This window comes from Pseudomonas syringae group sp. 26L6, assembly GCF_032587815.1.
Taxonomy (GTDB): Bacteria; Pseudomonadota; Gammaproteobacteria; order Pseudomonadales; family Pseudomonadaceae; genus Aquipseudomonas; species Aquipseudomonas amygdali.
In genome coordinates this window covers 376142-399390 of the sequence record NZ_JAWHPJ010000053.1, presented here as the reverse complement: position 1 = coordinate 399390, position 23249 = coordinate 376142, and the positions used below count along the sequence as shown (strand labels likewise).

17 protein-coding genes and 1 tRNA gene are annotated in these 23249 nt (G+C 55.2%); 2 read left to right on the top strand and 16 right to left on the bottom strand.

The window, feature by feature from the left end; translation table 11 throughout:
* Nucleotides 1–33: 33 nt before the first annotated feature.
* Complete coding sequence (locus RYA97_RS22040; protein WP_237249608.1) at nt 34–6462, bottom strand: hypothetical protein; 6429 nt, start codon at nt 6460–6462, stop codon at nt 34–36.
* Nucleotides 6463–7035: 573 nt separating this feature from the next.
* Here RYA97_RS22040 and mobH point away from each other — a divergent pair.
* Entirely contained in the window at nt 7036–8973 is a 1938-nt protein-coding gene (mobH, locus tag RYA97_RS22035) for a MobH family relaxase (protein ID WP_085741147.1), read from the top strand.
* Nucleotides 8970–10391, top strand: a complete 1422-nt coding sequence (xerC, locus tag RYA97_RS22030) for a tyrosine recombinase XerC (protein WP_017682846.1) — start codon at nt 8970–8972, stop codon at nt 10389–10391. The genes mobH and xerC overlap by 4 nt, the downstream gene beginning before the upstream one ends.
* 394 nt (nt 10392–10785) lie before the next feature.
* Here xerC and RYA97_RS22025 read toward each other — a convergent pair.
* From RYA97_RS22025 to aspS, 15 genes are all read right to left on the bottom strand, one after another.
* Nucleotides 10786–10861 (bottom strand) — tRNA-Lys (locus RYA97_RS22025).
* A 63-nt stretch (nt 10862–10924) separates the two neighbouring features.
* Nucleotides 10925–11614 (bottom strand): 7-cyano-7-deazaguanine synthase QueC, encoded by a 690-nt coding sequence (gene queC / locus RYA97_RS22020; protein ID WP_002554648.1) that lies wholly within the window; start codon nt 11612–11614, stop codon nt 10925–10927.
* 1 nt (nt 11615) lies between these two features.
* Nucleotides 11616–12263 carry a 7-carboxy-7-deazaguanine synthase QueE gene (queE, locus tag RYA97_RS22015; protein ID WP_002554649.1) on the bottom strand — a complete coding sequence of 216 codons (648 nt, stop codon included), beginning with the start codon at nt 12261–12263 and terminating at the stop codon, nt 11616–11618.
* Nucleotides 12264–12434: 171 nt separating this feature from the next.
* Nucleotides 12435–13253: a tol-pal system protein YbgF gene (gene ybgF, locus RYA97_RS22010; RefSeq protein WP_054991767.1), complete on the bottom strand. Its 819-nt coding sequence runs from the start codon at nt 13251–13253 to the stop codon at nt 12435–12437.
* A 6-nt stretch (nt 13254–13259) separates the two neighbouring features.
* A complete protein-coding gene (pal, locus tag RYA97_RS22005; RefSeq protein ID WP_002554651.1) occupies nt 13260–13760 on the bottom strand; it encodes a peptidoglycan-associated lipoprotein Pal in 501 nt (166 codons plus the stop codon).
* 52 nt (nt 13761–13812) lie between these two features.
* Nucleotides 13813–15063, bottom strand: a complete 1251-nt coding sequence (tolB, locus tag RYA97_RS22000; RefSeq protein WP_216597196.1) for a Tol-Pal system beta propeller repeat protein TolB — start codon at nt 15061–15063, stop codon at nt 13813–13815.
* Nucleotides 15064–15110: 47 nt separating this feature from the next.
* On the bottom strand, nt 15111–16181 hold the full coding sequence (gene tolA, locus RYA97_RS21995; protein ID WP_005759624.1) for a cell envelope integrity protein TolA: 1071 nt from the start codon (nt 16179–16181) through the stop codon (nt 15111–15113).
* A complete protein-coding gene (gene tolR, locus RYA97_RS21990; RefSeq protein ID WP_002554654.1) occupies nt 16181–16645 on the bottom strand; it encodes a protein TolR in 465 nt (154 codons plus the stop codon). The genes tolA and tolR overlap by 1 nt, the downstream gene beginning before the upstream one ends.
* A gap of 14 nt (nt 16646–16659) precedes the next feature.
* The gene (gene tolQ, locus RYA97_RS21985) at nt 16660–17355 is read right to left on the bottom strand and encodes a protein TolQ (RefSeq protein WP_002554655.1); all 696 of its coding nucleotides are present in this window, start codon (nt 17353–17355) and stop codon (nt 16660–16662) included.
* Nucleotides 17345–17812, bottom strand: a complete 468-nt coding sequence (gene ybgC, locus RYA97_RS21980; protein ID WP_005733346.1) for a tol-pal system-associated acyl-CoA thioesterase — start codon at nt 17810–17812, stop codon at nt 17345–17347. Before ybgC ends, tolQ begins: the two co-directional genes overlap by 11 nt.
* Nucleotides 17813–17945: 133 nt before the next feature.
* On the bottom strand, nt 17946–19007 hold the full coding sequence (gene ruvB / locus RYA97_RS21975) for a Holliday junction branch migration DNA helicase RuvB (protein WP_002554657.1): 1062 nt from the start codon (nt 19005–19007) through the stop codon (nt 17946–17948).
* A complete protein-coding gene (gene ruvA, locus RYA97_RS21970; RefSeq protein ID WP_004657901.1) occupies nt 19008–19616 on the bottom strand; it encodes a Holliday junction branch migration protein RuvA in 609 nt (202 codons plus the stop codon).
* 87 nt (nt 19617–19703) lie between these two features.
* Entirely contained in the window at nt 19704–20228 is a 525-nt protein-coding gene (gene ruvC, locus RYA97_RS21965) for a crossover junction endodeoxyribonuclease RuvC (protein ID WP_004657902.1), read from the bottom strand.
* Nucleotides 20229–20358: 130 nt separating this feature from the next.
* A complete protein-coding gene (locus tag RYA97_RS21960) occupies nt 20359–21105 on the bottom strand; it encodes a YebC/PmpR family DNA-binding transcriptional regulator (RefSeq protein WP_005733344.1) in 747 nt (248 codons plus the stop codon).
* A gap of 116 nt (nt 21106–21221) precedes the next feature.
* Nucleotides 21222–22997: an aspartate--tRNA ligase gene (gene aspS / locus RYA97_RS21955; RefSeq protein ID WP_002554661.1), complete on the bottom strand. Its 1776-nt coding sequence runs from the start codon at nt 22995–22997 to the stop codon at nt 21222–21224.
* Between the last annotated feature and the right edge of the window lie 252 nt (nt 22998–23249).

Sequence of the window (23249 nt, the reverse complement as noted above, 5' to 3'; positions counted from 1 at the left end):
GTAATTGCACCGGCGTAACGTGACTTGACTCCATCAATAAACACTTTTCGAAGCCTTCCTTGCCGGCCAAAGCCTTAACGAGCCGTCATCGGAGCGCAGTCCTACTAGGATTGATCTGAGGTCGTTTGAAGGATTGTAGTCGCGCGATGACTTGGATTTCCAAAGCTTTACGGTGAAAACGAGTTGTCGATTGAGAGCGGGCAATGTCGTTGCAAGCCATGCGGGCGTAGCCCATAAGATCGCGCCATCATCCTGATGGTGCGCACGGCCGCCATCGGGATCCGGTTTCCAACTGCCCCATACCTGGCTTCTCAAAGCCAATCGTCCAGTTCTCGTGCGCCACTCATTACTGTGTAACTGATTCTCCAGCCCCAAGCTATTTGTGAGGTTGACGCCAAGTCGCGGTCTTCTCCCCGCCCCCTGAGCAGCGATTTCTTCTCCTACATCGATACCAAGACTGTGGATTTCAGGTGCCCACACAAATGGCGCGAAAGGGGTCTCCTGGCGAATCCGGCGGTCGTAATACCCTTCATCCCAGAACTCAGGTAGCCAAAGATCATGGCTAGGCTGTTTGGCTAATGCCATGCACTTACCTATCGCTCCCCGTCTTTCAGTCAGCGCCGAAGTAATGCTTACCGACACTCCATCAGGCGATGACCAGCGGCCATATAGTGGGAAAAACGCGTCGCTATCATCGGTCACATAGCCTAATTTTCGCAGCAATGTTCCCTGCTCCTGCAGCACCTCCTGCCGACCCGCCCTTTCACCTAACAGGTTTTCTTTCGCCTGCTGAGGTACAGAGTCCTTACGGTCTGACAGCCATATACCATCCTCGAACGTGACATCGTAACGATCACGCCATTCCTTCCACGGTGATTCACCGTCAGCGTCATAGCTCCGAATAACTACCGGTAGAGCCTTTGATAGGCTTGTAGCGGCACTAAGCAATGCGTGCCTTTGAACATGTTCCCGATACAGCTCATATCGACTCCCATGATCCCAATGGTGCCGTTCCCGGCCCGGGAAGTAATCCATCGAGTCTGCCTCCGGCCATCGGAGCGTAATCTCCGAAGCGAGAGCATCTTGAACTACTCCCTTTGACACATTAAAAAGTCGAGCAAGACCGCTGATCTCGTGCTTAGTAAATTCGTAGTCGAATTCAAATCCTGATGTAGGTTTTACGGCAGCCGGGTAACCGTCACTAGTAAGAAAACCGAGGGGGGGATTGTCGATCTGCTCGCGCAACGCAGCTAAATCTGCGTCATCGGCATTGTCCCCATCGATATTCCGAAGACACCTGGCGACGTGAACCTTGTGTATGACATGTAAGTCGTTTCGCTGAGCAAGAGCCACCAGCTTGGGCCTAAGTGGTTCGAGTATTTTTCCATGTTGTGCAGCAACCCGCGCGAGTCCCATAAGCAACCACTGCTGAGAGTTTTGAAAGGAGAGCTTCAACTCTGCGGAGGCAAGGAATCCCACTTCTCTTTGATCAAAGCGATCGAGCAACAAACTGAGCTCATTGTTGAGCCCTAGCTCGACAAGTGTATTCAGCCCTCTCGCGGCGGCCCAGCGGACGTAAGCATCTTCGTTCCCAAGGCGATGCCAAATGAGGTCAGACACGAACTCTGCTTCGCTGCAACTGATTTCTTGCTCAGGCCGTAGCTGGCCCTCTCCTATCTCATCAGCGATGCGGGCAGCTGGCCCGGACAAGAGCAACTCAAGCGAATCGAGGCTAGCTTGACCTGATGCCACGTCACACAGCGCAGTAGAAAGTTGAATCCATTCATCACCACCTAGCTCCACCTCATCCGCAGCGACCTTTCGAAGAATGAGCCTCAATACAAACCGCTTGTCACCACAGAAGTCCGACAGCTGGCGGATGTCACGTGTAATGTTAGAGAACTGATCCTCGAACAACTCGACACTCTTGTTCTCAAACAACCGCTCAACTAGCGCTGCCTTATTAGAAGTAAGATGGGCGGATGAGCCACTCCATGCCGTGAAACGCTCTGCGAGGATTTCCAGCGACTGAGTAAAACCTAGCTCGGCCGCATCGCAAACTGCGAACAAAAAAGCCAAGCGTCTTGGATAGGGACAGGCATCGCTCACTCTACTGATAAAACTTTGCCTATCCGAGTACGGAAGATTGTCGTTCTTCTTGATGATCTTCAATATTTTGTCGATAGAATTTGCCGAGGTTGGATCGCAAGCCGCTACCAGCGCTGCAATGAGATCATCAATCTCTGCCTCGCTTGGCTTCGGGGTTTGAACAGCTCGGAATGCCGGCGACGAGCTATTGCGACTGTTAAATTCCTCCTGGCTGCGTTTAGACTCAACCCATAGCAGCTGGATCTCCTCACGCTCTTCTGAAGTAACTACGTTCGGAAATTGATTGCCTGTTTCGAGAAAGCCTTCCCAAAGTGAGGGCCAGCCACCGAAAGGGTATTCTGCCTTCAGTTTGGCGACGATAGCCTGATAAATCTTTTGTTGAACCGAAGGGGCAGTTAGTTTAAGTAGATCAGCAACCCCATCTCCGGAACGCCAATCCCACCAACCATGATCCTCACAAAGCATTAGGATGAGAGCCGCGCGACGGGGATCAAGATTTCTATTTTTGGCAAGAAAGCATGCAAGCTGTGGCATTCCATATGAAAGATCCGCCACATCCTGGTCGTGCCAACGCACGAGCTTTGCCATCGCCGGAAATCCTATGGATTGGGCTGCGGCACGCGCAAATACCGTCCACCCGAACTTTCTAGGCTCGCTACTCGCGATAGTCTGACAGAGATTCATCAGTCGCTGAGCCAACACAGGCTTGAGAAAGCCGCCTTTCTGGGCACTTGCAAGCTCAAGAAGTGAGTAGATTAGTTCATAGCTCTCTCCGCCCAACTGATCCAACTGAGCAAGACCTTGCCGATAGTATTCTCGCGCCTCATCAATACTCATCGGCACAAGAGAAGCAGCAAGTGTTACGTAGGTATCCCCACGCTGTTCGATATTGTCATCTTGACGGATAACCTCTGCGACATGCTGTGCAAATTCACCTGCAAGAGCGTGGAGGTTAGATCGATGTGCGAGCTGGCCTAACAAGTCGATTTTTTGCTGGACGAAGAACCGCCCAGTAGAAACCAATTCAAGCATGGTCGCAGCCTGCTCGGCAGATACCGAAGGTGCCTGCTCTAGCAAGATATGCATGCAACCGAAACCGACTGAGCGAGCAAGCGAATCCACTGCGCTTTCAGCTCGCCAGTGAATATCATTCCGCAAGTGCTTGCGCCACGCCTGCAAAAACTCGTTGACACTGGTTTCCGTGAGAGACGTCCGACAGAGAACGGCATCCTCAATTGGCCGAGTAAGCTCTCGCGCCAGCTCGACTCCTCTACTTATCTCTTCGCATTCTCGGTCGCTGAACCTCGCTCTCAGTTTGTTTTTATCACCCTTCTCACGCGCGTGCTCTGGAATGGGCTGGCGAAGAGCTTTCAAGAACCCCTGCAACTCTTTCTTGGTCGAGACAGCTTTCGCCTGCCTGGTGACCTTCACTTCCCTAGGAAGCAAGTCATGATAGGCAACCCTTCTTCCAGCCGACCACGCAACAATACAGGCGCTAAGAATGGAGCCCCAAATACTCGAGTGTCCGAAACGCTCGTTGTATTCGAATGCTGCAGGACGAGTTACTGGTGTGTGGCGAATGATAGCCGCAGCTGCGGCTCGCGAACTGTGGAAGAGAGTCGTTATAGCTGCATCCACAACGTAACTTCTGCTTCGCTCGAGCCCCGCCGGAAAGCGCTCGACATCTTCGTTTATGGGAGAAGCCGAAGTTACAATCGCATTCGCTAGTAACTTCACCTGCTGTTTTCGAAGGTAACGGGGCTGCGATAACAGCTGCAGCTTAAGCGCCTGCGACGTGCACTCGTTGCTTACGGCAAACGAGACAAAATCAGAGAGTACCGAAGTGCCGCTTGCCTGATCGAGCAGCTGTAGCAGCTGGAAAAGCTCGTCGCTTGCCGACATTGAGAAGCGATCATTCCAGCGAGCAAGGTTGTAATCGGCCCTGCTGAACTCCCCCTGAGCAACATGGTGAAATAGCACCGCCAAGTAGTCACCAACTTCCGGGCCGGCCAAGTCTCGATGTGTTTCGTCACGCAGCTGAGCGGAATGCCAGTTAATCCACCGGATTGTGCTCTCACATTGGATTTGTGCCTCTTGCGAGTCACCCGCAAACCGATGCGCAACCGTCAACCGAGCGCTTCGAGCACCACGCCATCCTGAGCGATCAGCAAAGAGGCGACGATAGGAGTCAGAGTCTCCTAGCACAATTGCCAGAGCAGGCGAACGGCGAATGAACTCGTCGCCTCGCATGTTGGCCGTAGCAACCTGCCCTAACCTCATACTGAGGCCAAGCACTCGGTCAAAGTCGTCCTCTGCCACAGCCAGTCTGAACGCCGCACGAAGCCGGGCTAGTGTAAGCCTGCGCCGGCCAAACTCCGACTGCACCGAACTCGGGAAGCTGACTGAGTCAGCGAGTGCGAAGGCTCGATCGCTATCTTTGATCACGACAAGAAAGTGCGGTAACGCTTCAGCGGAATAGGTTGAGATCGATTGTGACGCTAGAAGGCGGTCTGCAATAGCTCTTTGTGCATCAGGCCGCTCAGAAAATGTCTCCCGAATATAAGACTCCGTGGGCTCGTCTCTGAAGATCGCACCGTGCGATGTGACCTCAAGCATTGGAGCCAAATCAGATGCGGCGGTGTTCACCTGGACCACTGGCCACCCAAGTGCGCGCGCCAGTTCCTCAAGTGGGATGGGGGGAGGTAGTAGTGACAGAGCGACGAAAAATTCGGTTATTTCTGAATTCGGCCATCCAGCGATATGCAGATCCGAGATGATCTTGCTGCAACGCTGAGCAATGATCTCTGGGACCGTGATATTAGCTCTCGAAGCTTCACCCAGAACATTCATGTCCCAGGTTTGAACGAGGTAGTCAAGGACTCGTGCGTTTCGACCAGATCGAACCAAGGCAGTGGCTATTGCCACCTCGGAAGCATCTGGCTTCCGGCTTTTCAAAAACTCACGGGCCTCTGGATCGGTAAATGGTCCTAGCTCGATCTCGCTTACCTTGGTGCAGTTAATGACCTTATCCTTACGGTAGGGGCGGGCCGTAAGAAGCAGCTTCACTCCATCAATCGGTTCCTCGTGTAAAGCGGCGAGAAGACGCTTCGGAAACGACTCCTCATGGCGGTCTTCCGCTTCGAGTTGAGCGTTATCAGCAGCATCAATGATGATAAGCAAACCTAGTTTGCTCGACTGAGCCCGAATCGCTGTCGCTGCCTGTGAAAGTCGTTTGCACGCCGCCTTGATGACTTTGCGACTGTCATCCCCTCCAGGCAGCATCGGATCACATAGAGTCCGCGAGGCCAATTCGTTGACGATTTGCACCAGCCCGATCTTTGGGAGATGCCGGGCATGATTGTCCGAGCGATATGAGCCACCACCGAAGCAATCAAAAACGACAACCTCGAATTCGCTTGCCATGATTGCTGCGAGACTTTGGACAAATACTGTTTTACCTACCCCTCCTTCCGCGTGAACAAAGACGGGTAGATTTGACTCCTTGACCAGATTGCTGGTGATCGAAAGTTCAACTCTCTCAACGACCTCACCCACGTCGATGAAGCGGGTCTCAGCCGGAAAGAGATCCTCCGACTCGCAGTCGAGGGCGTCCAAGACATCTTCGCGATGAATCAGATTCTTACCTTGACCACTTGGGCCAGCTTTCTTTAGAACGAGCTCCTGAAGGCCGAAAATACGCCCTCTAGCCTCCAAGTCAGCACCTGCCGACCAGTCGGTGAGTGTGCGCTTGAGGGCATTATCTTGAGCCGCAAGACTCTTTTCTCCAGCTCGAAAAACTATCCTTGTGAAGAGACGGCTTGCATCTGAAAGACCACGCTTTGCGCACCACTTCTTAAGGTTTCGAAATTGAGTGGCTGCGTCGGAGGATGAAGGGTTCGTTCCCTCAATGAGGGACTTTATCGCTTCCCAGAGGCTGTCCTTAAACTCAGCGCTCGTGACAAAGATGAATGACGTCTTTTTGTCGACTTCGGCAGCTGAGAAATCCTTCTCATAGCCGAGTATCGTGTCTGAAAACTTCTCGATGGTCTTTTTGAGATACGACGCAGTGACAGCTTCTTCGCGAACCTTGTACTTGAATTGAACGGTCTCGAGTCGCTCACAGGCCTGAAAATTGTCCCCACGACCATAATAGAGGACAAGGTCAGCAACCTCTTCGGCCTGGGATCCAGGTCTTGCCGTCTCAGTTGATGAAATTCCTTCGACGGCGATCGCATAAAGATCATCGTTCGGAAAGACGAGTTGCAGCGCTCGTCTAGCAGCCCATCGCTCATGGAAGGTGTGGCCTGCACGAGATGCGCGTACGGTTTCGATGTCGTAATCAATATTCAGCATTGTCGTTATGTCCTTTGCCAACAGTGCTCATTCGGGATCTCGTCGATCGTGTAAGCCGAGCGTGACTGTAACGCTAACACGCCACTCGCCCCCTAGACCGCTAGTGAATAACCCCGGTTTATGTAGACATCTGATAACCGCTGTTGGCCGGTAGCTGCCGTTCAATTTCCTAAGCGTCGCCCCTTTGATCTCGAGGCATACCGGGCGCATACGATTCAGCCCCCAAAACGCAACCGACATTCGCCGGTCCTCGGCCGAGGGCGCTACTGCAAATACGACTTGGGCTGAAGTAATGGAAATAACGGTAAGTCTCTTATCTTATTCCGCCAAAATAGTCAGCAAATGATTTCTGGAGGGTGCTCGGACGGACTTTTCGCTCTTCGGGCACCATAGAACTCCTATTAGAGAGGCTACATCTTCTCTTGTAGTCGTGGCACCATGGCTCTGGGCGTGCAGGGTTGGATCCCAAACCTCGAAGTGTTAATTTATCTACATAACCTTTCCGGGATGGATATGGGTTTCGGCTTGTTATGCCGAGCCAGGTAGAGCAAAAGGCCCACCAATGACTCCATCATGGGTGCCTCAATGCTCAATTTTTTGTTGCGAAGAAAAGCGTCTCCGACCAAACCATCCAACTCCATTGCGGGCTTTTTCAAACCAGAGTCACCCGACGCATTACTCTCCACTCCCCGTCGGCGCCAGCTCATTGAGAATATCTGGCAACGAACGTCGCTCCCTCGCGAGCAGTTCGAAACGCTCTATGTGCAAGCCTTCAAAGGCTACGCGGCGTTGGTACAACATCTTCCCGCTTCAGAGAACCACCACCATGCTTACCATGGAGGCATGCTGGATCACGGCCTGGAAATCGTCGCGTATGCTCTGAAAATCCGGCAGATGTATCTGTTGCCGATTGGAGCGCCACCAGAGTCCCAAGCAGCCCAGTCTGAGGCGTGGTCTGCCGCATCGGCCTACGGAGCGTTGGTCCACGACTTGGGGAAGATTGCGGTAGACGTAAAAGTAGAACTCACCGATGGCACCATCTGGCACCCATGGCACGGGCCTCTGGATCAACCATATCGTTTTAAGTATGTGAAGGGTCGCGACTACAGACTGCATGGTGCCGCATCCTCTCTGATCTACTGCAGCGTGATTCCGGCAAAAGCCTTGGACTGGCTCAGCGGCTTTCCAGAACTATGGGCGCAGCTGGTGTTCGCGTTCGCGGGCCAGTATGAGCACGCCGATATCCTTGGTGAAATCGTGTCGCAAGCTGACCAAGCGTCCGTGGCTCAGGAATTGGGCGGCAACCCCGGCCGCGCAATGTCCGCTCCCAAGCAATCTATTCAGAGGCAACTGGCTGAAGGCCTGCGGATGCTTGTAGCTGAGAAATTCAAGCTGAACCAGCCTGATGGGCCCTCGGACGGCTGGCTGACTCAGGATGGCTTGTGGCTTGTCAGCAAGCCGGCAGTAGATCAGCTGCGAGCTCATTTACTGTCCCAAGGGATTGAGCACATACCCACCTCGAATGCTCCAATGTTCAATCTGCTCCAAGACCAGGCAATCATTCAACCAAACGGTGATGGTAAGGCGATCTGGAAGGCCAGCATCGACAATGGCCGTGGCTGGAAGAATACTTTCACAGTGCTGAAAATAGCGCCGGCACTGATCTGGCCGAACGCAACCGATCGACCCGAGAGCTATACCGGTACGCTCACCGTGGAGTCTGCTGCAGCGGCAGAGGATGTGGTACAGGTCAGTCCAGGAGCCGCAGAAACTGAGCCAGCCGCATCCAAAAAGTTACCTAAGTCTGTCGACCAGGCTGCAGCGCAACCAACTGCCAGACCGGCACCGGCACCGACAAAAGACTTTGATGCGTTGGATGAGCTGCTGGACCTATTCCCAGACACTGTTCCAACTGCTCCAGTCGCTCCAGCAGGTCCGGTACAAAGCTTGGACGACGACCAAGGGGCGGACGAGATCCCCTTCTCCCCCCATATCAAAACACCCACACGGCTTAGCCAACCCAAGCGACCTGCCGAAGACACCCGCCCCAGCGGAGCTGCTCCAGGACCAGATACCGCGAACAGCTCGGCTGACTCGGCCCCAAACCACGGCACTAACTTTCTGACTTGGTTGAAGGGTGGCGTCATTTCTCACCGAATCATAATCAACGACGCCAAAGCACGTGTTCATACCGTGGAAAGCACCGCGTTTCTGGTCAGTCCTGACATTTTCAAACGTTACGCGCTTGAGCATCCGGCGATCGAGCGAGAGGCCAAAGAGCGTGACCTCGAAGCTTGGCAGGTAGTCCAGCGGGCATTTGAGAAGCTGAAAAAACACCGCAAAACTCCTGCAGGTTTGAACATCTGGACCTGCTTAGTGAAAGGCCCGCGCAAAAGCAAGCAGTTGAGGGGCTATCTGCTCCTGGAGCCTACCGACGTATTCAGCGAAGTACCCTATGACAACCCGGTTATAACCTTGGCTGACTTGGCAGATAAGGAAACATCTGAATGAACACGATGACGCTTCCGGAGCTGACCCAGGAGTACATCCTTACCCATGACCTACGTCCTGACACAGTGAAGATTTATAGGGCAGCCACTAAAGCGTACGTGAACTTTTTTGGAGAATGTCTTGCCTGTGAAACCACTCATAGAGACATGCTGGACTGGCGCAGATCGGAACTGGAAAGGATCTCCAAGCGGAGCTGGAACACTTACTCAAGCCATCTACGAACAGTTTACAGATACGCGATGGAACACGGACTTGTTGAACTGAAGGTGAACCCGCTTAAAGATACTCGTGTGATGCCAACAAAACGTCCGAAGAAGACGATTGGAAACGACACCATTGTCCGGGCACGGAACTGGCTAAGGTTTCTCGTACAGGAAGAACTGTCTACTGGAAAACGTTCTGAAATCACCCCGGCGTGGTTTTGGCTGGCAGTGTTTGAAACTTTTTACTACACGGGCATAAGACTTAACGCTTTGCTCTGTTTGAGGTATGAAAACGTAGACCTCAGTCAGCGACTGATCAGAGTCAGGGGCGAAACCGAAAAAACGCATCGGGAGTTCATGATTCCTATCCCTGATGGGCTAATGCCGCATCTGGTACTCGTCATGGATACCGCCAAAAAGGTTGGCTTTTCTGCGACCGATCAGATTTTCAATATCAACCGATTCTCTGGTCACTATAAGCGCGCCCACATGAATTCTGACCAAGTGGAAGCCATGTACAAAAAACTTACTGCCATGACTGGAACGCGTATGACACCGCATCGGTTTAGGCACACGATAGCCAGCGAGCTAATGAGGCAGCCGGAGCGCAACATTCATATCACCAAAAACCTACTCAATCACTCCAACATAGCCACGACCATGGAGTACATAGAGCCAGACTACGAACTGATGCGAGACGTCATGAATGAAAGAGGTCAAAAGCAGGCCAAGATTAACTATCTAATCAGACCTATACTGCCGAAGACCTCGGGACCTGGGGCTGCGAGCGCAGGACCGTCGGTTAGCTTGGTAACTGAAGCAGAATTGCCAGACGCAATGGGCGAATCTTGTGAAGCACTAAGAACGGAGGATGCTGACTCAGAGATCGCTGTGACGCAGCCTTACGCACTGACGCGGCATTCACCAGAGGCAGACAACGTTACCTCAGCACCGGTCTCTGGCTACCGCACGCCTGGCAGCTTCTTCGACCACAAAGCGCAAGGTGCGACTCTGAGCACAGACGCATCGGACATGGAATATGAGTTCGGCGAGTTGGAGGATATTGCGCGCTGGATCAGAGAAAACGCTGCAGGTGAAATGGCTGTTCAGGATCCGGCCCAGGCAGACATATCAGCTGTTAGTGAAGACAAGATATCGACTCAAGCAGCTGATAGCTTCTACAGGATCCCTTGGATCGGCAGATCCGCACAGTGAGCCCATGGCGTCAGAATATGCCCAATGCCGTCATCGTTTCCAGTCGACTCAGCAGACATTCGACCTCAGCAAACCCCTGCTATCGCCGATAACAGCCACTTGCTGCAACAGGGTGAACAAAACGCGTGACGTTGGGTAACCTTGAGCAGGCACTCCGCCCCGCAATTTGACATCACTACTTTCCAGCGCTATGTTTCGCGACAGACGGCTGCTTGTCTGGGCGCATTACGCTCGATCGGTACTACTGCCTTCAGCTTCGAAAGACTTGCCAACTGCCTTACAGATCGTCGCTTTACTCATGACGGGAGCTCAATCAGCTCTCCGACCTGAAGATCTGCAACGCAAAAAAAAATCTGGAAATCCGCATTTTCATGGGCCTTCCAGATTTTCGAAATGGTGGGTCGTGTGGGATTCGAACCTACGACCAATTGGTTAAAAGCCAACTGCTCTACCAACTGAGCTAACGACCCTCTGTTGTGTGGCGCGTATATTACTGATTTTTATCAGTAATTCAACACCTTTTTCAAAAAACTTTAAAAATAACGTGTCGGGTCTGCCATGCCTGCGGCTGTGAAGCCCTCGGCGCGCAGGCGACAGCTGTCGCATTTGCCACAGGCTCGGCCCTGGTCATCAGCCTGATAGCAGGAAACCGTCAGTGAGTAATCGACCCCCAAAGCAGCGCCTGCCTTGACGATGTCCGACTTGCTCAGGTTCTGCAGCGGCGCTCTGATTGTGAACCCCTGCCCTTCCACACCAGCCTTGGTCGCGAGATTGGCCATGCGCTCGAACGACTCGACAAACTCGGGACGGCAGTCGGGATAGCCTGAATAGTCCACGGCATTGACGCCGATGAAGATATCCCGTGCCCCCAGCACCTCTGCCCAGCCCAGCGCCAGCGACAGGAACACCGTGTTGCGTGCCGGTACGTAAGTTATCGGAATACCTTCAGAGGGCGACTCCGGCACGGCGATAGAGCTATCGGTCAATGCCGAGCCGCCAATGCCGTTGAGGTTCAGGCCAATGACCTTGTGCTCGACTGCACCCAGATCGCGGGCAACGCGCGCTGCGGCATCCAGTTCGGCGCGATGACGCTGGCCGTAGTCGAAGCTCATGGTGTAGCAGGCGTAGCCTTCTGCGCGGGCCATGGCGACGACGGTTGCAGAATCCAGCCCACCGGACAGCAGGATCACGGCTCTTTTTTCGGTATTGGTCAATTCACTCATGTCAGCGCCCCGGCTCGTCATCCCAAAGAATTTTATGCAACTGCATCTGCAACCGTACCGGCAGATTGTCGGCAACGATCCAGTCCGCCAGATCACGACCTTTAAGCTCGTGGTGACTGGCAGAGAACAGGACTTCGCCCGCACGGCGTTCAAGACCGTACTGAATCAGCTTGGAGACGGCCCAGTCATAATCTTCGCGCGAGCAAATCACGAATTTCACCTGGTCATTTCTCGTCAGCAGCTCGATGTTCTCGTAACGGTTACGCGAGACTTCCTTTGACCCAGGGGTCTTGAGGTCCACAACGCGACTTACACGAGGATCGACTGCCGAGATATCCAGCGCGCCGCTGGTCTCCAGTGAGACCTCATAGCCAGCATCACAAAGACGCTTGAGCAACGGAATGGCATTGGGCTGAGCGAGCGGCTCACCGCCGGTCACACAGACATAGCGAGGACGATAGGCCGCCACTTGCCCAACGATGTCATCCAGCGTCTGGATGGTCCCACCGCTGAATGCGTAGGCACTGTCGCAATACTGACAGCGCAATGGGCAGCCGGTCAGGCGGACGAATACGGTAGGCAGGCCAGCCGTACGGGTTTCACCCTGCAACGAGTGAAAGATTTCGGTGATGCGTAATGTGTCTTGCATATCAGCCACGGGCGTAACAGCTAAACAGGCCGTCCGCCTCCGTCAGGCACTTCAAAGGACCCTGCAATCGCAGAATCCGGAAAAGCGTAGGGTGTACCGGAATTTCGGGTGCGAGATTCTAACGAAAAAAGCCGCGACTAGCGCGGCTTTCTTGATCAGCGGGTCAGAACATCAAAGACGCTGAAGATCTCGTTGCGCCAATTGTGCAGCTGAGGTGCCCGGATACTGGGCGACTACTTGCTGCAATATGCCTTTGACCTTATCGGTATGACCGAGACGACGCTCGACGTCAGCCAGCTTGTACAGCGAGTCAGGCACCTTGGCATGCTTCGGATACTGCTGACTGACCTTGGCGAACGCCTGACCGGCACCCTGAAGGTCACCTTTGGCCAGATTCACTTCACCCAGCCAGTATTGGGCGTTGCCCGCGTACGAGCTGTTCGGGTATTTGCGCAGGAAAGCGGTAAAGGCCTGACTGGCCTTGTCGAAATCCTTTGCCTTGATCAAATCGAAGGCCGCTTCGTAATAAAGCTTTTCCTTCGCCGGGTCAGGAGGCTCGGTGCCTGCTGCCGGTGCCTGCTGAGCCGCTGAGGCCGAAGGCGTCCCACTGGCATCGATAGCGCCACCAGAAGGTTGAGAATTATTGGTAGCCGGAGCGGCTGCGCCACTGGCTATGCGTTGATCGAGTTCCTGATAACGCTCCAGAGCTTCCTGCTTCATGCGCTGGATATCATTCTGCTGGACCTCGACAACACCGCGCAAACGCGCGATTTCGTCCTGCATTTGCTGCAATTGCATGAACAGCTGACCTTGTGCCGAGGCAGGGGCCGTAACCCCTCCCCCGGCATAGGCGCCGGACGTGCCATAACCCGCTGGCGGATAACTGCTGCTGCCAGAGCCAGAATTGTTATCGACCACAGGTGCCGCACCCAACGCTGAAAGCGGAAGGGCGAGGGCCAAAACGGTTAGAGCACGTCGGCACGTTCGCATGTCAAATTACTTACGCAGTTCGACGCGACGGTTTTGAGCCCAGGACTGCTCGTCGTTGCCGGTAGCAACTGGACGCTCTTCGCCGTAGGAAACCAGTTCCAGCTGAGCTGGGGAAACACCTTGCAGAACCAGGTAGCGTTGAACGGCTTTCGCACGACGCTCGCCCAGTGCCATGTTGTACTCGCGAGTACCACGTTCGTCGGTGTTGCCTTCCAGAACAACGCGAGCGCCGTTAGCTTTCAGGTCTTTTGCGTGCACGTCCAGGGAGCGCATGGCTTCTGGCTTCAGGTCCGAACTGTCGTATTCGAAGTAGAAGGTAGTGATTGCGCGCAGAGCAGCTTCTTCGCTCAGGGAGCCGTCAACTGCACCAGTGTTGGCGCCGTAACCAGCGTTAGGGTCAACAGCACCGCCTGCACCGGCATTGTCGCCGCCTTTGGAAGAGCAACCTACAGCTACAGCCATGGCCAGAGCCAGCGCAGCAAATTTACCAAACTTCAGCATTTCCATCTTGAAACTCCTAATGAACCCCAGTGTGTTAAGCAAATCGTGTAGCGCCGCGTCAGTTCAGGTAAGGGGACCAGGAAGGTTCTCTGACTTCGCCTTGAGCGGTAGGAAGCGGGAGCCTTACGCGTCCATTAATGGACACGAGCATCAAGACTCCCCGGCCCTGCTGGCGGGTGGCGTAGATTACCATGGTGCCGTTGGGCGCAACAGTAGGCGACTCATCAAGGTTGCTATCTGTGAGAATTTTTACGCTACCGCGGGCCAAATCCTGCACTGCCACCTTGAAATTAGTGAAGCCGTCCTGCCGGTGAATCATTACCAGCGTCTTTTCATCCGCTGACAATTTCGGGTTGGCGTTGTAGTTACCCACGAACGTTACACGTTCGGCACCGCCGCCATTAATGTTTGTCTTGTAGATCTGTGGCTTGCCGCCACGGTCCGACGTGAAGTATAGCGTAGACCCGTCCTTTCCGAAGAAAGGTTCAGTATCAATCGAAGAATCATTGGTAACGCGGCTCAATTGGCGCGAAGCCAGATTGATTACGTAGATCTCCGGGTTACCGTCCTTGGACAGAACGAATGCCAGCTTGCTGCCATCCGGCGACCATGCAGGCGCGCCATTCAGGCCTTCAAAATTGGTGATCTGCTCACGGCGACCGGTATCGATGTGCTGAACAAAAATGCGCGGGCGCTTCTGTTCGAACGATACATAGGCAATACGCTTGCCGTCCGGCGCGAAACGTGGCGACAGGATTGGCTCACGCGATTGCAGCAGGGTTACTGCCCGAGCACCGTCGTAATCCGAACGCTGCAAGGTGTAACGCGTGTTGTTCTCGGAGAAACGCTCGGCCGTCACGTAAAGCATGCGGGTAGAAAACGCGCCCTTGATGCCGGTGAGCTTCTCGAACGACTGGTCGGCAATGTAATGCGCCATGTCCCGCAGCTGGTCATTGGTGCCTGACACGTTACCGGTCAAAACCTGCTGCTCGGTGGCTACGTTGAACAGCGCGTACTGGATCTGCAGACGTCCGCCGGCAGGCGTGATGTTGCCGACCATGACGTACTGGGCACCCAGCGCTTTCCAGTCACGGAAAATGACTTCGCTGGCCTGGGTCGGCAAGCTGATCATGTTCTGCTTCGGGATCGGCGCGTAGTAGCCGGAATTGCGCAGATCGTTGCTGACGATTTCCGCCATGTCTTCCGGCAGTACGTTACCGCCCTGCCATCCGAATGGCACAACAGCAATCGGTGCCGCACGGTCACTGCCGCTGGTGACCAGAATGTTCTTTTCTTCTGCCGACACCATTGCGGATGCGAAACAGAGAACGACCAGCAGTCCTCGAAAAAGGTTGATCACAAGGCTAGATCTCCAGGTGTGAATGTCATCTTGAATGAACGATAGGGAGCGAAGTCAGCCGGCTTCAGACCCTGCATTTCTGTCAAACGTCCAATGTTCTTCACCGCAGCAACCGCAGAGCTGTCGAACGGCCCGTCACCACTGGACTTGGCAATCGATACTGAAGCAATCGTACCGTCCGGCAACATGCCGATCTGCAACGTTACCGACATGTTGTTACGTGCCGATGGTGGACGACTCCAGCCTTCGGAAGCCCTGACACGAATCAGGTCATCGAAACTGCCAGCCGTTTCATCGCCCCGCTCGTCAGCCAAAGCCTGTTGCCGTTCCGGTTTATCGGACAGCAAATCGGCCAGTGCCTGCGCCTTCTTGTCTTCAGCGGATTTGCGAGCTGCTTCCTGCGCCTTCTTGGCGGAATCTGCAGCAGCTTTTTTCTTCGCGTCCTCGGCAGCCTTTTTCTTGGCGTCTTCTGCGGCCTTTTTCTTGGCCTCATCAGCAGCCTGTTTCTTGGCTTCCTCGGCAGCAGCTTTCTTGGCGTCTTCTTCGGCTTTTTTCTTCGCCTCTTCTTCGGCCTTTTTCTTGGCTATATCAGCCTGCTGCTTCTCTTCAAGCTTTTTGGCGTCGGCAACCTTCTTGGCTTCATCGGCTTTCTTGGCATCGTCAGCCTTTTTGGCCTCCTCTGCTTTCTGTTCGGCCTTTTTGGCTTCGTCGGCAGCTTTCTGCTCTTCGGCTTTTTGAGCAGCCTCTTCTTTCTTTTGTTCCGCAGCTTTTACAGCTTCCTGTTTGAGCTGCTCGATCTTTTTCTGCTCCAGCTGTTCGACTTCAGTTTGTCGCGCAGCGGTTTTCTTCGCCTCACCGGCAATCTTCTGGTTGGTCTGGGTAGTGGCCTGGCTCTTGGACTTGAGCTGATAGAGCGTTGCCTGAACGATAGGCTTGGCTTCGGGCAGATCCGGAGTCATGGCAAAGCTGACGAACAGCATGCCAAAGATCAGAATATGCAATGCCACAGCCCAGACACTGGGCCAGAAGTAGCTTTCCGAGGCGGACGGCTCTCGAATCGGCTGCATCAGGGTGCCTCGGTAATCAAGCCAACATTCCCGACCCCAGCCTTCTGCAGCCCGCCCATCGTGCCCATGACCGAGCCGTAATCGACGGTCTTGTCACCACGAATGAAAACCTGCGTCTGCTTGCCTGCGTCACGACCGGCAGCGACGATCTTGGTCACTGCGGCAGTCAGTTGCGGCAGGGTCATTGCCTTGTCCATCTGTTTGTCGGTATCGACTTCGCTGCCAAGGTTCCAGTAATAGGTCTTGTCAGCCTTGATCGAAATGGTCAGGACCTGATTGTTGTTGTCTTGCGGCAAAGCCTCGCTGGAGACCTTGGGCAAGTCGACTTTCACGCCCTGGTTGATCATGGGAGCCGTCACCATGAAAATCACGAGCAACACCAGCATCACGTCGATGTAGGGCACTACGTTCATTTCGGCGACCGGCTTGCGTTTTCTGCGACGATCTCGAGCGATTAAAGCCATGGGGAATTACCTGCTCACTCTTCGCTGGTGTGCACTTTACGGTGCAGGATGGCCTGGAACTCGTCAGCGAACGTGTAGTAACGGCTGATCAAGGTCTCACTGCGCGCGGCGAAACGGTTGTAGGCAATAACGGCCGGGATGGCTGCGAACAGACCGATGGCCGTTGCAATCAGTGCCTCGGCAATACCCGGTGCCACGGTGGCCAGCGTTGCCTGCTGGGCAGTCGCCAGACCGCGGAAGGAGTTCATGATCCCCCAGACAGTACCGAACAGACCGACATACGGGCTGGTGGAGCCCACGGTCGCCAGATACGGCAGACCTGCTTCGAGCTTTTCTTCCTCACGGGAAATAGCTACACGCATGGCGCGCGCCACACCTTCCATGACCGCATCGGGATCGACACCGGACTGCTGACGCAGGCGGGAGAATTCCTTGAAACCAGCACGAAAGATCTGCTCTACGCCAGAGTCCGGATCGGGATTGCTGCCCGCCTGACGGTACAGTTTGGACAGATCGATACCCGACCAGAAACGCTCTTCAAAGCTATCCAGTGCGCGCCGACCTGCGCGCAGCATATTGCTGCGCTGAAAAATCACGATCCACGAAGTGACCGAAGCAGCCACCAGAATCAGCATTACCAACTGAACAACAATGCTGGCATTGCTGACCAAACTCCACATGGAGGAATGGTCGACGACGTTAGCTTCCACGCTTTATCTCCTGCTCTGAATGTATGCCCGCGCCGCCCTGGTCGGCAAAGGCCGCTCGCAGAGCTTCGGGAATGGCCCGGGGTTTAAAACTATCGGCGCGTACACACGCCACCAGGAACTGCCCTTCACAGAGCAGCGTTGCATCCGACGCCCGCCTGATCTGCTGTTGAAAGCGCAGGCTGACACGGTTCAATTCGGTTACTTCTGCACTGACAAGCAACTCGTCATCCAGCCGCGCGGGCTTGTGATAACGCGCGTCACTGGAGTGCACGACAAATAAAAGGTTTTCCTGCGCCAGTTCGGATTGGGCAAAGCCCAATTCCCGCAGCCGCTCGGTACGAGCCCGCTCCATGAATTTCAGATAATTGACGTAGTAGACGATGCCGCCGGCATCGGTGTCCTCGTAATAAACGCGACAGCGATGTGCGAACGACTGAACCCCGTTTTGCGCGCGCATACTCTAGAGCTTACTCCTCAGGTTGCCAATCGGGTCAGGCAACTGTTTTTCAACGTTTTGCCACTTATTACCGGTATCGGCGGCAGGACTGGCAATGTGACCACGCCGACCGCAAATAAATTGCAAAGCATTGCTATAAATCCGCCGGATCATCGACCACATCGTCCGCCACTGGCATCTCCCCCATCCTCGAAGGGATATTCAGCCCGAAATGCAGATACGCATGACGGGTGACTACACGTCCACGCGGCGTGCGCATGATATAGCCTTGCTGGATCAAATAGGGCTCGAGCACATCCTCAATTGTGTGACGCTCCTCGCTGATGGCCGCCGCCAGGCTGTCGACACCGACAGGCCCGCCATCGAACTTCTCGATCATGGTCAGCAGCAGACGCCGGTCCTGATGATCGAAGCCATGCTCGTCGACGTCCAGCAGGTTGAGGGCCTTGTCGGCGGTCTGCCGGGTGATCTGCCCATTGCCGCGCACCTCGGCGAAATCCCGTACTCGACGCAACAAACGGTTGGCGATCCGTGGCGTACCACGGGCGCGCCTGGCGATCTCGAAAGCGCCTTGCGGCTCGATGACCAGCCCCAAAATACCCGCCGAGCGCGACACGATCGTCGACAGGTCGGCAATATTATAAAACTCAAGTCGCTGAACGATCCCGAAACGATCACGTAACGGATTGGTCAGCATGCCCGCGCGCGTAGTCGCACCGACCAGCGTGAACGGTGGCAGATCAAGTTTGATAGAGCGCGCGGCGGGACCTTCACCGATCATGATGTCTAGCTGGAAGTCTTCCATTGCCGGATACAGCACTTCTTCGACAATCGGCGACAAACGATGGATCTCATCGATGAACAACACATCGTTGGGCTCAAGGTTGGTCAGGATTGCGGCCAGATCACCGGGCCGCTCGAGCACCGGCCCGGAGGTACTCTTGATCGACACACCCATTTCCTGAGCGATGATATTGGCCAGCGTGGTCTTGCCCAGACCGGGCGGCCCAAAGATCAATGTGTGATCCAGCGCCTCATTGCGTCCACGGGCAGCCTGGATGAACAGTTCCATCTGCTCGCGTACGGTCGGCTGGCCGATGTAGTCCGCAAGACTCAGTGGCCGAATCGCACGGTCCATCTGTTCATCACGATCACGGCCGCCAGCGGCGGTTATCAGACGGTCGGCGTCTATCACTTAACCCATCCCCTTCAACGCACGGCGAATCAGATCCGCACTGCTCAAATCTTTTTCCTTGATGGCGGAGACAGCCTTGCTCGCCTCCTGCGGTTTGTAACCCAGTGAAATCAGCGCGCTGACTGCATCGGATTCGGCCGATGCCACAGGCTCGGCCTGATTCGGACCATTGGAAACCAGCGTAAAGGTGCCTGGCAAGGATTCCCAGGCCTTGAACCGATCCTTGAGTTCGACCAGCAGACGCTCGGCGGTTTTCTTGCCTACACCGGGAATACGAGTCAGCGCCGATGTGTCCTGCGCCTGAACGCAACGCACCAGCTCATCGACTTCCAGGCCGGACATCAACGCCAGCGCCAGCTTGGGGCCAACCCCGTTGAGTCGGATCAATTCACGGAACAGCTCGCGCTCGCGTTTTTCATAGAAGCCATACAACAGATGCGCGTCCTCGCGGACCACCAGATGGGTGTGCAATGTCACTGTTTCGCCGACATGCGGCAACCGATACAGCGTCGTCATCGGCACTTCCAGCTCATAGCCGACACCATTGACATCCAACACCAGATGCGGAGGCTGTTTTTCGGCGAGAGAGCCGCGTAAACGTCCAATCACGTTTCAGATCCTTTCGTGTTGCCTGTCGCTTGCGCGAAGAAGAAATTGAACACAGTCATCATAAAGACACAGGTGCTCATGATGCAGTCACAGGCGCAAACGGCCGCCGCGACTTCGCGCGGTACTCAACCCGTGAGGAATCAGGCTGGAGCGCGTGTGCGCATGACACAGCGCGATAGCCAGGGCATCGGACGCGTCAATCTGAGGCTTCTGGGTCAATTTGAGCAAATGCATGACCATCATCATCACCTGCTCTTTATTGGCACCGCCAGTCCCTGCTACTGCCTGCTTGACCTGAGTGGCAGTGTACTCGGCAATTTCCAGCGCCTCCTCGGCACCCGCCACGATGGCCGCGCCCCTGGCCTGCCCCAGCTTCAGGGCTGAATCGGCGTTGCGCGCCATGAAAACCTTTTCGATGCCCATCGTCACCGGCCCGTAGGTCTTTATGACCTCACGCACCCCGCGATAAACGATCTGCAAACGTTCGTGCAATTCACCACTGCCGGTACGAATGCACCCGGAAGCGACGTAGACACAACCGCGCCCGGTGTCACGTACCACGCCATAGCCGGTAATTCGCGAACCGGGGTCGATACCAAGAATAAGAGTCATAACGCCTGCAGCTTGAGAAGGTGACGCAAAACAATAGGTGCAGCATAAAGGCAGAAGCCGGAGGCCGATAGCTGCGTGATGCTCACAGCTTCGCTCCCCCGGCTTCTGACTCGGTGTTACCTGTCGGCGATCAGCCCAGTTGCTCCATGACGTCGTCCGGAATTTCCGCGTTTGAATAGACGTTCTGCACGTCATCCAGGTCTTCAAGCATGTCGATCAGCTTGAGGACCTTCTCGGCGGTCTCCAGATCAAGCACTGCACTGGTTGTCGGCAACATGACGATTTCTGCGTCGGAAGCCTTGAAACCTGCGGCCTCAAGAGCGTTACGCACGGCATAGAACCCGGAGAACGACGTAAACACATCGATCGAGCCATCGTCGTTGGTCACGACATCATCGGCGTCAGCTTCCATGGCAGCCTCGATCAGGGAATCCTCATCGACGCCGGCAGCAAAGGAAATCTGACCCTTGCGATCGAACAGGTAAGCCACAGAGCCATCAGTACCGAGGTTGCCGCCACACTTGGTGAACGCATGGCGAACGGCAGCGGCGGTACGATTACGGTTGTCAGTCATGGTTTCGACCATGATTGCCACACCGCCCGGGCCGTAGCCCTCGTAACCCAGTTCCTCGACATCGTCTCCGTCGGATGCGCCCACGCCTCGCGCGACCGCACGATCAATGGTGTCACGGGTCATGTTTGCACCAAGCGCCTTGTCCAGCGCCAGACGCAGACGCGGGTTGGAACCAGGATCGCCGCCACCCTGACGCGCAGCAACGGTCAGCTCACGAATCCACTTGGTGAAAATCTTGCCTTTCTTGGCATCCTGACGCTCTTTGCGGTGCTTGATGTTCGCCCACTTAGAATGACCTGCCATTTTTCGCTCCAGATTCTTTTTGAAACACCTTCACCTTTCGCCCTGAACAACCGGGCAAAAAGCTTCACTCAATAAGGGCAGATACAGGGCGTATCGACGATACGCCCTGCCCGGCATCACTCAGCCTTCGGCTGCTCGCGCAGACGGATATGCAGCTCACGCAACGCTTTGGCATCGACAACGCCAGGCGCCTGGGTCATGACGTCGGCGGCGCTCTGGGTTTTCGGGAACGCAATCACTTCACGAATCGATTGCGCGCCGGTCATCAGCATCACCAGACGGTCCAGACCAAACGCCAGACCACCGTGTGGCGGTGCGCCGTATTTCAAAGCATCGAGCAGGAAGCCGAACTTCTCCTGCTGCTCGTCTTCTGCGATACCCAGCAGACGGAAGACCGCCTGTTGCATTTCCTTGCGGTGAATACGAATCGAACCGCCGCCCAGCTCGGTACCGTTGAGCACCATGTCGTAGGCACGCGACAGCGCCGTCGCCGGGTTGGCTTCCAGCTCTTCGGGCGTGCACTTGGGTGCCGTGAAGGGGTGGTGCAACGCGGTGAAGCTGCCGTCGTCGTTTTCTTCGAACATCGGGAAGTCGACGACCCACATCGGTGCCCACTCGCACGTATGCAGCTTGAGGTCGTTACCGATCTTGATGCGCAGCGCACCAAGGGCTTCGCTGACGATCTTGAACTTGTCCGCACCAAAGAACACGATATCGCCGTCGACCGCACCCACGCGATCAAGGATGACGTTCAGGTTGTCTTCCGGGATGAACTTGACGATCGGCGACTGCAAGCCTTCCGGCCCCTTCGCGCGTTCGTTGACCTTGATGTAGGCAAGGCCTTTAGCACCATAGATGCTGACGAATTTTGTGTAGTCGTCGATCTGGCTGCGCGCCATGCTGGCAGCGCCCGGCACACGCAGTGCGGCAACACGCCCTTTGGGGTCGTTTGCCGGACCGCTGAACACCTTGAACTCGACACCGGTGAGCTGATCGGCAACATCCACCAGTTCCAGCGGGTTACGCAGGTCCGGCTTGTCGGAGCCGTAGCGGCGCATGGCCTCTTCGAAGGTCATGTGCGGGAAATCACCGAACTCCAGGTCCAGAACTTCCTTGAACAGCTGACGAACCATCTTCTCGGTCAGACCGATGATGTCCTCTTCATTGAGGAAACTGGTCTCGATGTCGATCTGGGTGAATTCCGGCTGACGGTCGGCACGCAGGTCTTCGTCGCGGAAGCACTTGGCGATCTGATAGTAGCGGTCAAAGCCAGCCACCATCAGCAATTGCTTGAACAACTGAGGCGATTGCGGCAGGGCGAAAAAGCTGCCCGGGTGTGTGCGACTTGGGACCAGATAGTCGCGAGCACCTTCCGGCGTGGCGCGGGTCAGGATCGGCGTCTCGACGTCGAGAAAGCCGTTGTCATCCAGATAGCGGCGGATGCTGGTGGTGATGCGCGAACGCAGACGCAGCTTCTCGGCCATTTCCGGACGGCGCAGGTCGATAAAGCGATAACGCAGGCGTGTTTCCTCGCCGACGTCGGAATATTCATTCAGTGGGAATGGCGGAGTCTCGGACTCGTTCAGCACTTCGAGTTCGTAACCCAGAACCTCGATGGCACCCGACGCCATATTCGCGTTCACGGCACCTGCCGGACGAGCACGAACCTTGCCCACGACCTTGACCACGTACTCGCTGCGCACGCGGTCAGCGGCGGCGAAGCTGTCGGCACGATCAGGGTCGAACACGACTTGAGCCATGCCTTCACGGTCGCGGATATCGAGGAAGATAACGCCTCCGTGGTCACGACGACGGTGGACCCATCCGCAAAGGGTAATTTCCTGGCCTTCCAGACTCTCGTTCAGTTGGCCGCAATAATGGCTGCGCATCATGATGGTGTTTTCACTTCTCGTAATTCGAATTCGGTGGCGCTTTCGCTCCTGGCTTGCGCTCAGTGGTACACGGCACCGGCACAAGACTAAAGCCAGCCCTGGCCCACGCAGAGTCACGCCCGCTAGCAAGACGGAGGATTATATAGAGTTAATTGGCACCGTGCAGCCGAACGAACCTATCACGGCCGGATAAGTTCGTGACCGCCCCCAGCTCGGTCGCGCTACGAGGGAAACGCAGGCACGCCGAAGCGG